This is a genomic window from Pseudomonas huaxiensis, from assembly GCF_003231275.1.
Taxonomy (GTDB): Bacteria; Pseudomonadota; Gammaproteobacteria; order Pseudomonadales; family Pseudomonadaceae; genus Aquipseudomonas; species Aquipseudomonas huaxiensis.
Genome location: NZ_QKVL01000031.1, coordinates 60,879 through 71,189, shown reverse-complemented (window position 1 = coordinate 71,189; position 10,311 = coordinate 60,879). Strand labels below are relative to the sequence as shown.

Sequence of the window (10,311 nt, the reverse complement as noted above, 5' to 3'; positions counted from 1 at the left end):
AGAACGGATAAGCCCACAGCACCCAAGCCCAAATTCATAAAAAAAGCCCCGCCAGCTTTCACTGGCGGGGCTTTTTATTGCCTTGGCGTTAGAACAGTGGCTTCTGTTCTTCCGTAGTTTCCAGGGCCTTCGGAGCTGGCGCTTCAACCGCTTCGGCAGGCGTTTCTTCCTGCTGGACCGGAGCCTCGACAACCGGCTCAGCCTCGGCAACAACTACCTCGGCAGTGACCGCTGCGCTGGCTGCAGCAGCAGCGGCTGCTTCGGCTTCACGCTTGCGGCGACGCACTTCACGAGGGTCGTTAGGTGCACGGCCATTCGCCAGGGTTGCTACCGGTGCTTCGGTTTCGGCTGGCTGTTCTACCGGCGCTTCCTCGGCAACAACGGCTGGCGCCGCCGGAGCTGGGGTTTCTACCGGAGCGGGTTCAGCAGCAACCGGCTCGACCACCACTACTGGCTCCTGAACTTCAGGTTGCACAGCGGCGACTGGCTCGGCCTCGACAGGTGCAGGCACCTCGACAGGGGCTTCGACTGGCTGTGGTGCAGCTTCGACGATCTCAACAACCGGAGCAGCAGTCGGCTCGACAACTTCGACTACGGCGACGGGTTGCTCGACGACCGGCGCGATGCTGGTTTCGACCGCTTCGGCAGCAGGCTGGACCGCTTCGGCAACTTCTGCGATTTCAGTTTGCAGAGAGGTCGCTTCGACTGGCTTGACCGCTTCTTCGACTGCAGCAGTAGCGCGCTCGGCTTGCTCGTTGGCTTGCGCCTCGGCGTTGGCGCTGATGTTGCTGGTCGCTACCGCGGCCGTAACCGCCAGGCCGGCAGCCAGTTCGGCGCCGGTAGGCTCCAGGTCTTCGTCGGTGCCGTCTTCGCTGCCTTCCACGACGTTGCCATTGGCATCGCGCTGGCGCTCACGACGGTTGCTGCGACGACGCTGACCGCGGGAACGGCGACGTGGACGTTCGCCTTCGGCGCCTTCCTGGTTGTCGTCCTGCAGCAGTTCTTCGTTTGGCAGTTGCTCTTCAGCAGCCTCGTCTACCTGCTCGGCAGGGCGTGGCTGACGCTCTTCACGCGGTGGACGCGGCTGGCGCTCCTCACGTGGTGCGCGTTCTTCGCGGGGTGCGCGTTCTTCACGAGGTGCACGCTCTTCACGTGGGGCACGTTCCTCACGAGGTGCACGCTCTTCGCGCGGTGCGCGCTCTTCACGTGGAGCACGTTCTTCACGCGGCTGGCGCTCTTCGCGTGGCGCACGCTCAGGACGTTCTTCACGAACGGCAGGGGCGGCATCCAGTGGCTCGCGCAGTTCGCGGACCGGACGGTCTTCGCGAGGACGACGCTCTTCACGTGGTGGACGCGGCTGGCGTTCTTCGCGTGGAGCACGAGGTGCGCGCTCTTCGCGGTTCTGCACTTCCTCACGAGGCTGACGCTCTTCACGTGGAGCGCGTTCCGCACGCTCTTCGCGTGGCTTGCGATCTTCGTCGCGACGACCGTTGCGGTTGCGGCTCTGCTGGCGACCGTTGCGACGCTCTTCGTTGCGCTGCGGGCGCTCGGCGGCAGGCTTCTCGGCAGCAGCAGGTGCGCTGACAGGCTCATCCTTGCCGGCGAACAGGCTGACCAGCGATTTCACCAGGCCCTTGAACAGGCTTGGCTCCGGTGCAACATGCACGGGGGCTGGAGCAGGTTGCTCGTCGGCGGCAGGAACCGGGGCGTTGGCGCGGGCCGGGGCAGTCTTGACTGCGGCTTCCTGGCGAACCAGGGTGCGGGTCGCGGCGGCGGGCTGGACTTCTTCAACCTCGGCAGCGGCGATTTCGTAGCTGGACTGGCCGGTCAGGGCTTCCGGGTTGTCATCGCGCAGACGCTGGACTTCGAAGTGCGGCGTCTCGAGGTGATCGTTCGGCAGGATGATGATGCGGGCGCGAGTACGCAGTTCGATCTTGGTGATCGAGTTGCGTTTTTCGTTGAGCAGGAACGCGGCGACCGGAATCGGGACCTGGGCGCGGACTTCGGCGGTGCGGTCCTTCAGCGCTTCTTCTTCGATCAGGCGCAGGATGGCCAGCGACAGGGACTCGACGTCACGGATGATGCCGGTGCCACTGCAGCGTGGGCAAACGATGCCGCTGCTTTCGCCGAGGGAAGGGCGCAGGCGCTGACGGGACATTTCCAGCAGGCCGAAGCGCGAGATGCGACCGACCTGAACGCGAGCGCGGTCGGCTTCGAGGCATTCGCGGACTTTTTCTTCGACGGCACGCTGGTTCTTGGCCGGCGTCATGTCGATGAAGTCGATGACGATCAGGCCACCGATGTCACGCAGGCGCAGTTGGCGGGCGATTTCCTCGGCCGCTTCCAGGTTGGTCTGCAGCGCGGTTTCCTCGATGTCGCTGCCCTTGGTGGCGCGCGCCGAGTTGATGTCGATGGAAACCAGGGCTTCGGTCGGGTCGATCACGATCGAGCCACCGGACGGCAGGTCGACTACGCGCTGGAAGGCAGTTTCGATCTGGCTTTCGATCTGGAAGCGGTTGAACAGCGGAACGCTGTCTTCGTACAGTTTGATCTTGCTGGCGTACTGCGGCATGACCTGGCGGATGAAGGTCAGGGCTTCTTCCTGGGCATCGATGCTGTCGATCAGCACTTCGCCGATGTCCTGGCGCAGGTAGTCGCGAATGGCGCGGATGATGACGTTGCTTTCCTGGTAGATCAGGAATGGCGCGGAGCGGTCTTGCGAAGCTTCCTTGATCGCGGTCCAGAGTTGCAGCAGGTAATCCAGGTCCCATTGCATCTCTTCGCTGCTGCGGCCAAGGCCGGCGGTGCGAACGATCAGGCCCATGTCGGCAGGGGCTACCAGGCCGTTGAGGGCCTCGCGCAGTTCATTGCGCTCTTCGCCTTCGATGCGGCGGGAGATACCGCCGGCACGCGGGTTGTTCGGCATCAGGACCAGATAGCGGCCAGCGAGGCTGATGAAGGTGGTCAGGGCGGCGCCCTTGTTGCCACGCTCTTCTTTCTCGACCTGGACGATGACTTCCTGGCCTTCGCTCAGCACTTCCTTGATGTTCACCCGGCCTTCGGGCGACTTCTTGAAGTATTCGCGGGAAATTTCTTTCAGGGGCAGGAAACCATGGCGCTCGGAACCGAAGTCGACGAAAGCGGCTTCGAGGCTGGGTTCGATACGGGTAATCCGGCCTTTGTAGATGTTGGCCTTCTTCTGCTCGCGGGCACCGGACTCGATGTCCAGGTCGTAGAGGCGTTGGCCGTCTACCAGAGCAACGCGCAACTCTTCGGGTTGAGTCGCGTTAATCAGCATTCTTTTCATGTAATACCGTCGGTTTCCGGGCTGCCGGAAACGGCGTTCGGCACACACGACTTCTTCACGGTCGGTGTCAGGTGCGTCAGGGGTGGCGAACCATCCCGTGTCCAGCGGTATTCGGTCGACTGATATCCAGTGCTCACGAAACCGCGACGACGCTTCCTGCTTGCTGTGGTGTCATGCACTCAGTCAGGAGGAGGAATCAGCCTTCGGCCATGGACGCCCGGGGGCATCTCGATCAAGACCAGGTCCTGTCGCGGAGCCAGGGGCCCGCGGGTTGGACGCGGTACTACACGGTCCGACGGTTGTGCATCTCCACCCTACACGTATCCCTGAAAGTCGGGTGCTGCCGCGCGCTGAATCCGCAACGGGTTGCATTTATCGCCGGCTCAATTCGGGAGCCCGCGCATTTTCATGGCTAAGGCTGGTATTTCCGAAGTATCCGCCATGACTGCGTGGAAGCGTTGGCACTGAAGGAGTGGCATCGAAAAAAAACGGGGTGGGAGGGTCAAATACCGCTCTTATTGTTTTTTATCGGTCTTCTCTCATCGGTGCTGGTGGCGATTCCAGGCATTTCTGTAAACTGGCGAAAGCCCCGTCGGACGGCCTCGCGTCCTCAAGAATTGCGTAGGTCAGGGCAGGCTTGAAGCCATTGGTCCGCTGGCCAGCCGCTTTTGGCGGCGTTCGCGACTATAGCAGCAATCATTAAGTGCTTCAAATCCATAAAAAATTGTTATGATCCCGCAAATGACGACCAATACCCCCCCGGCTTCCAGTGTTCAACTGATTGAAGTCGCGCCGGAACTTGCCGGCCAGCGCATCGATAATTTCCTCATCAACGTCCTCAAAGGCGTTCCCAAGACCTTGATTTACCGCATTGTGCGTAAAGGCGAAGTGCGGGTTAACAAGGGTCGGATCAAGCCTGAATACAAGCTGCAGGCCGGCGATGTTGTCCGTGTCCCGCCCGTTCGTCTGCCTGAGCGCGACGCACCGGTGCCGGTAGCCCAGGGCCTGTTGCAGCGGCTGGAGGCTGCCATTGTCTACGAAGACAAGGCGCTGATCGTGCTCAACAAGCCGGCCGGCATCGCCGTGCATGGTGGCAGCGGCCTCAACTTTGGCGTGATCGAAGCATTCCGGCAGCTGCGCCCGGACGCCAAGGAACTGGAACTGGTCCATCGCCTTGACCGTGACACCTCCGGCCTGCTGATGATCGCCAAGAAGCGCAGCATGTTGCGCCATCTGCATACTGCGTTGCGCGGCGACGGCATCGACAAGCGGTATATGGCGCTGGTTCGTGGACACTGGGCGACCGCAAAGAAACAGGTCAATGCTCCGTTGCTCAAGAGCAACCTGCGCTCCGGGGAGCGGATGGTCGAGGTCAATGAGGAAGGCAAGGAGGCGCTGACGATCTTCCGCGTTCTGCGCCGTTTCGGTGATTTCGCAACCATGGTCGAGGCTCGTCCTATCACGGGGCGGACCCACCAGATCCGCGTGCATGCCTTGCACGCCGGGCATTGTATCGCTGGCGACAGCAAATACGGCGACGAAGACTTCACGCGGGAAATCCGCGAGTTGGGTGGCAAGCGTCTGTTCTTGCATGCTTATGCCCTGACCGTACCGCTGCCGGATGGTGGTGAGCTGAAGCTCGAGGCGCCGGTGGATGAGATGTGGTCCCAGACGGTGGAGCGATTGAGTGCAGCGTGATTATGATCTGCTGATTTTTGATTGGGACGGCACGCTGGCCGACTCGATCGGTCGCATTGTCGAGGCAATGCACGCTGCCGCGCAGCGTGCGGGCTATCCGTTGTGCGAGGACGACGCGGTCAAGGGAATCATTGGTCTGGCATTGCCTGAGGCGATCAGCACGCTGTATCCCGAGTTGGTGGAGGCCGAAGTCATGGCCTTCCGTCAGCATTATGCCGATATCTACATGGCACTGGATGACCAGCCTTCGCCGCTGTTTCCCGGCGTTGTCGAGGCGCTGGACGCTTTTCGCGCCGAGGGCTACCGTCTGGCAGTGGCTACCGGCAAGGCCCGCCGGGGGCTGGATCGAGTGCTGAGGGCCAATGGCTGGGAGGAATTCTTCGATATCACCCGCGCTGCCGATGAGAGTCGGGGCAAGCCTGATCCGCTGATGCTGCAGGAAATTCTCGATCATTGCCGAGTCCCTGCGTCCAGGGCCTTGATGGTTGGGGATTCGTCGTTCGACCTGCTCATGGCGCAAAACGCCGGGATGCACTCGGTGGCGGTGGGTTATGGGGCAATGTCGCTGGAAGCGCTGAGCGTTTATGAACCGCAGTTGTCTATCGAACACTTCTCACAGTTGCAGGCCTGGCTTGGTCGGGTTGCTGCACCGGAACTCCAGGGTAGGTAAGCATGGTCGATGAGTGGAAGGCGCCTCGCGAAGAGCAGAGCGAAGATGGCAAAAGCTGGAAGTTGCTGGAGAAAACCCTGCTGGCCGGTGTGCAAGAGCAGCGCCGGGCGCGGCGTTGGGGGATATTTTTCAAGCTGCTGACCTTTCTCTACCTGTTCGGCCTCCTGTTCCTGCTGACGCCGTTGATGGATATGGAGAAGGGGGCGGTTGGTGGTTCCGGGCATACCGCGCTGGTGGAACTGCGTGGTGTGATTGCCGACCAGGAAGAGGCCAGTGCCGATAACCTCATTGCCAGCTTGCGCGCGGCCTTCAAGGATCCCAAGACCAAGGCTGTGGTCATGCGCATCAACAGTCCTGGTGGTAGTCCGGTGCAGTCCGGTTACGTGTATGACGAGATTCGTCGCCTGCGCGGCGAGTATCCCGATATCAAGCTCTATGCAGTCATTACCGACTTGGGTGCCTCAGGGGCTTACTACATCGCCAGTGCCGCTGATCAGATCTATGCCGACAAGGCCAGTCTTGTCGGCTCGATCGGTGTGACGGCTGCCGGCTACGGGTTCGTCGGGACCATGGAAAAACTTGGTGTCGAGCGGCGGACTTACACGGCAGGGGAGCACAAGGCGTTCCTCGACCCGTTCCAGCCGCAGAAACCCGAAGAGACGGCGTTCTGGCAGAGTGTGCTGGAAACCACTCACAAGCAGTTTATCGCCAGCGTGAAGCAGGGTCGTGGCGAGCGCCTGAAAGACAAGGAACATCCTGAGCTGTTCAGTGGGTTGATCTGGTCTGGCGAGCAGGCCGTAGGCCTGGGTCTGGTAGATGCCTTGGGTAGTGCCGGCTATGTGGCGCGGGATGTCGTGGGCGAAAAGGATCTGGTGGACTTTACTGTCAAGGAGTCGCCGTTTGATCGTTTTTCCAAGCGTCTGGGTGCCAGCGTTGCTGAGCACCTGGCGATGTGGATGGGCTTCCAGGGTCCGACGCTGCGCTGATTGTTGGTGCGATGAAAAAGCCGGTCCTGAGGGCTAATGTCAGTCAGTTAGAGTTTTATGTAGCCCTTCGCGAGCAAGCTCGCTCCTACAGTGTAGGAGCGAGCTTGCTCGCGAAGGGCGTAAACAGGCTTAACTGACTGGCATTAGTCCTGAGGGGCCGGCTTTTTATTGGGTCAAGGGATGCTGACGCCTTCTTTTATAAGCATGTCCACCAGGCGGATCAGCGGCAGGCCGATCAGGCTGGTGGCATCGGTGCCGTGGGTGCTCTGGAACAGGCTCACGCCCAGGCCTTCGCACTTGAAGCTTCCTGCGCAATCGTAGGGCGTCTCGATGTGCAGGTAGCGCTCGATGCGGGGCAGGTCAAGCTCGCGCATGTGCACGGTGAAGGGTACGCAATCGACCTGGCATTCCCCGCTATCGCTGTTGAGCAGCGCGACTCCGGTCAGGAAAGTGACATGGTTTCCGCTGGCGGCAAGCAGTTGTTCGCAGGCTTTGTCGAAGGTGTGCGGCTTGCCGAGGACCTGTTCGCCGAGGACTGCCACTTGATCGGAACCGATGATCAGGTGTGCAGGGTAGCGCTGGGCCAAGGCCTGCGCCTTTTCCCGGGCGAGGCGCTTGACCAGCTCAACGGCGGGCTCTTCGTCCAGGCGGCGCTCGTCGATGTCTGGCGAGGCCCAGTCGAAAGGCAGTTGCAGGCGCGCCAGCAATTCGCGTCTGTAGGGGGAGCTGGAAGCCAGTATCAAGGGCAGCATGAGTTACTCCGGTGCAGGTTGGCCGATTCTAACATGTTGAACTTGACTGAATTTCCTTTGACAGGGGCGGGGGGCATCCCTAGAATGCTGCGCCTATGTTGAATGACCCGATTCCACCTCACGTTGACCCGCGCAAATTGGCCGATCGTGGCGTTTCCATCCAAGGAAACGTAACGCTTGCCAGTTTGGAGAGACTCTGCGACCCGCTTTCCGACAATGTCGGTACGGTGCAGGCCAAATTCGATTTTGAACGAGACGAGCAGAACTCGGTGGTTGTACACACCGACCTCAACGTCGAAGTCAAGATGGTTTGCCAGCGTTGTCTTGAGCTGGTCACCCTGCCGATCCACAGCGAATGTACTTACGTCGTGGTGAAGGAGGGTGCGAATACCCAGTCGTTGCCGAAAGGTTATGACGTGCTGGAACTGGGCGAGGATCCTTTGGATCTGCAGGCATTGATCGAGGAAGAGCTTTTGCTCGCCTTGCCCATTGTGCCTGCTCATCATCCGGAAGAATGCCAGCAGCCGGCGGGCGCCGATGAGCCCGAATCGAGCGAGGACGAGGTAACGCGGTCCAACCCGTTCAGTGTATTGGCGCAGTTAAAGCGTGACCCAAACGTTTAGGAGTTAATCAATTATGGCTGTTCAGCAGAACAAAAAATCCCGCTCTGCCCGTGACATGCGCCGTTCGCACGACGCCCTCGAGGCCAGCGCACTGTCCGTAGAAAAAACCACTGGTGAAGTTCACCTGCGCCACCACGTTTCGCCAGAAGGCGTATACCGTGGTCGTAAAGTGATCGACAAGGGCGCTGACGAGTAATCCTTGTCCGCTCAGATCATTGCGGTTGATGCAATGGGCGGGGACTTCGGTCCCCGCAGCATTGTTCAGGCGAGTCTCGCTTGCCTTTCTGCTACTCCCTCGCTTCACCTGACCCTTGTCGGTCAACCCTCCCTCCTTGAAGACCTGATCGTTGGCCAGTCGGCTGCGGATCGCGCGCGTCTGCAAATCGTTGCGGCAAGCGAAGTGATCGGCATGGACGAGCGTCCCTCGCAGGCATTGCGCGGCAAGCCCGACTCATCAATGCGCGTGGCCCTCGAGTTATTGCGGGATGGCAAGGTGCAGGCCTGTGTCAGTGCCGGCAATACTGGTGCGCTGATGGCGCTTTCACGGTATGTGCTTAAAACGTTGCCGGGTATTGATCGTCCGGCGATGGTGGCGGCGATCCCGACCCAGACGGGTTATTGCCAGTTGCTCGATCTGGGAGCCAATGTCGACTGCAGCGCCGAGCATCTTTATCAGTTCGCGGTAATGGGTTCGGTGGCGGCTCAGGCGTTGGGTATCAGCCGGCCGCGCGTGGCGTTGCTCAATATCGGTACGGAAGACATCAAGGGCAATCAGCAGGTCAAGCTTGCGGCGAGCCTTTTGCAGCAGGCTCGCGGCCTCAACTACATCGGTTTTGTCGAGGGTGACGGCCTGTATCGTGGTGAGGCGGATGTGGTGGTGTGTGATGGTTTTGTGGGCAATATTCTGCTCAAGTCCAGCGAGGGATTGGCGACCATGATCGCCGCTCGTATCGAGGCCCTGTTTCGCGGTGGCGTCGCCACCCGGTTGGTGGGCGCGATGGCCATGCCGCTGCTCAAGCGCTTGCAGGCCGACCTCGCTCCGGCGCGGCACAACGGTGCAAGTTTTCTCGGGCTGCAGGGTATCGTCATCAAGAGCCACGGCTCGGCTGGCGTCCAGGGCTTTCAAAGTGCGATCCAGCGCGCACTGATCGAAATCCAGGAAAACCTGCCGCAGCGTTTGCATGGGCGTCTCGAGGATCTGTTGCTTTAGGCATTCGCAAGGAAGTGGTTAAATGTGACCGCTTGGTTCTCGTTACCATCCAACGTTCAGTTTCTTGTGTCCAGCTACGGCTGGACACTTAATTTTCGACGACAAGATCACTAGGGGCTTGTTCAATGTCTGCATCCCTCGCATTCGTCTTTCCTGGTCAAGGTTCGCAGTCGCTCGGCATGCTTGCCGAGCTGGGCGCCCAGCACCCGCTGGTCATCGACACCTTCCGTGAGGCCTCCGAGGCTCTGGGCTACGATCTCTGGGCTTTGACCCAGAACGGCCCGGAAGAGCAACTCAATCAAACCGACAAAACCCAGCCCGCCATCCTGACCGCCTCTATCGCCCTGTGGCGCTTGTGGCTGGCTGAAGGTGGCGCACGCCCTGCTTTTGTCGCGGGCCACAGCCTGGGTGAATACAGTGCCCTGGTCGCCGCCGGTAGCCTGACTCTGGCTGACGCGGTCAGGCTGGTCGAGCGTCGCGGTCAACTGATGCAGGAGGCCGTTCCGGCCGGGCAAGGCGCCATGGCGGCGATTCTTGGTCTGGACGATGCCGATGTTGTCGCCATTTGTGCCGAAGCGGCCCAGGGCGACGTGGTCAGCGCGGTCAATTTCAACTCGCCAGGCCAGGTTGTCATCGCTGGTGCAAAGGCTGCGGTCGAGCGTGCCATCGAAGGCTGCAAGGCCCGCGGCGCCAAGCGTGCGCTGCCACTTCCGGTCAGCGTTCCATCGCACTGTGAACTGATGCGTCCGGCTGCCGAGCGCTTTGCCGAATCGGTCAATGCCATCGAGTGGAAAGCTCCCGAGATTCCGGTTGTCCAGAACGTCAGTGCTGGCGTGGCGACCGATCTGGATACCCTCAAGCGTGATCTGCTGGAACAGCTCTACAAACCGGTCCGTTGGGTCGAGTGCGTACAGGCGCTGGCCGGCAAGGGCGCGGTGCAATTGGTCGAGTGTGGCCCGGGCAAGGTTCTGGCCGGTCTGAACAAGCGGTGCGCCGATGGCGTAACCACTTACAACCTCAATACCCCGGATGCCGTCGCCGCCGCCCGTGCGGCGCTGGCCTGAA

At 60.8% G+C, this 10,311-nt stretch carries 9 protein-coding genes; 7 read left to right on the top strand and 2 right to left on the bottom strand.

The window, feature by feature from the left end; translation table 11 throughout:
* Positions 1–88 precede the first annotated feature (88 nt).
* Positions 89–3,307 (bottom strand): ribonuclease E, encoded by a 3,219-nt coding sequence (gene rne, locus DM374_RS24710; protein ID WP_177431601.1) that lies wholly within the window; start codon positions 3,305–3,307, stop codon positions 89–91.
* 741 nt (positions 3,308–4,048) lie between these two features.
* On the opposite strand from rne, the gene rluC reads away from it, so the two are divergent.
* The 3 genes from rluC to DM374_RS24695 are packed head-to-tail and all read left to right on the top strand — an operon-like array spanning position 4,049 to position 6,661.
* Entirely contained in the window at positions 4,049–5,005 is a 957-nt protein-coding gene (rluC, locus tag DM374_RS24705) for a 23S rRNA pseudouridine(955/2504/2580) synthase RluC (protein ID WP_110972229.1), read from the top strand.
* Entirely contained in the window at positions 4,995–5,675 is a 681-nt protein-coding gene (locus DM374_RS24700) for an HAD-IA family hydrolase (RefSeq protein ID WP_110972226.1), read from the top strand. Before rluC ends, DM374_RS24700 begins: the two co-directional genes overlap by 11 nt.
* Before the next feature lie 2 nt (positions 5,676–5,677).
* Positions 5,678–6,661, top strand: a complete 984-nt coding sequence (locus tag DM374_RS24695) for a S49 family peptidase (RefSeq protein WP_095155610.1) — start codon at positions 5,678–5,680, stop codon at positions 6,659–6,661.
* 173 nt (positions 6,662–6,834) lie between these two features.
* On the opposite strand, the gene DM374_RS24690 is transcribed toward DM374_RS24695, so the two are convergent.
* Complete coding sequence (locus tag DM374_RS24690) at positions 6,835–7,413, bottom strand: Maf family protein (protein ID WP_110972225.1); 579 nt, start codon at positions 7,411–7,413, stop codon at positions 6,835–6,837.
* Positions 7,414–7,508: 95 nt separating this feature from the next.
* Between DM374_RS24690 and DM374_RS24685 the strand changes: the two genes are divergently transcribed.
* The 4 genes from DM374_RS24685 (at position 7,509) to fabD (ending at position 10,310) form a co-directional block, all read left to right on the top strand.
* Positions 7,509–8,036, top strand: a complete 528-nt coding sequence (locus DM374_RS24685; protein ID WP_095155612.1) for a YceD family protein — start codon at positions 7,509–7,511, stop codon at positions 8,034–8,036.
* A 13-nt stretch (positions 8,037–8,049) separates the two neighbouring features.
* The gene (gene rpmF, locus DM374_RS24680; RefSeq protein WP_010447173.1) at positions 8,050–8,232 is read left to right on the top strand and encodes a 50S ribosomal protein L32; all 183 of its coding nucleotides are present in this window, start codon (positions 8,050–8,052) and stop codon (positions 8,230–8,232) included.
* 3 nt (positions 8,233–8,235) lie between these two features.
* Entirely contained in the window at positions 8,236–9,246 is a 1,011-nt protein-coding gene (gene plsX, locus DM374_RS24675; protein WP_110972224.1) for a phosphate acyltransferase PlsX, read from the top strand.
* A gap of 125 nt (positions 9,247–9,371) precedes the next feature.
* Positions 9,372–10,310 (top strand): ACP S-malonyltransferase, encoded by a 939-nt coding sequence (gene fabD / locus DM374_RS24670; RefSeq protein ID WP_110972223.1) that lies wholly within the window; start codon positions 9,372–9,374, stop codon positions 10,308–10,310.
* Position 10,311: the final 1 nt, after the last annotated feature.